Below are 452 nucleotides of genomic sequence, written 5' to 3'. Positions count from 1 at the left end.
CGCCACCGAAAAGGTCAGGCTGTCGCGCTCGGCGCGAAAGCGCTCCTTGTACAGGTACACACCGAGGGTGTAGCTGAACCTGTCGTATTCGCCGTTGAGCTGGAACTCCTGGGTGGCGTAGCGCTGCTTGTAGGTGATCAGGTTGTTCTGGATCGGCGACGCGGTGCCGCTGTTGGCCTGGCCGGAGTTGTCGTAGTCCACCGGCTGGTCGAACTCGGACCAGGCCGTGACCGACTTGAAGTTCAGATGGTCATCGATGCTGTAGATCGCGCGCAGCACCGCACTGCCCTGGTCCAGCTTGTTCTTCGGGTCGAGGCTGCTGTAGGTCTTGAACTTGTCGAAATGGCCGTTGGCCGGGTTGAAGGGGGTATAGCTGGTGGTATCGCCGCGGTCGAAGGTGCCGGCCAGGGTCAGTTGCACGTCCCAGGGCGAATCCTGCGGGGCCAGGCGCA

General features: G+C 62.4%; 1 protein-coding gene. It reads right to left on the bottom strand.

The features are described 5' to 3' along the window. Nucleotides 1-420 (bottom strand): hypothetical protein (locus tag EOE48_RS28820; protein WP_210249624.1); only part of this gene is annotated, 420 nt, incomplete at its 3' end. Nucleotides 421-452: the final 32 nt, after the last annotated feature.

It is taken from the genome of Methylobacterium oryzihabitans, from assembly GCF_004004555.2.
Taxonomy (GTDB): domain Bacteria; phylum Pseudomonadota; class Alphaproteobacteria; order Rhizobiales; family Beijerinckiaceae; genus Methylobacterium; species Methylobacterium oryzihabitans.
Note: the sequence above shows the minus strand (reverse complement) of the source record. Positions and strands in the feature narration are given on the sequence as shown.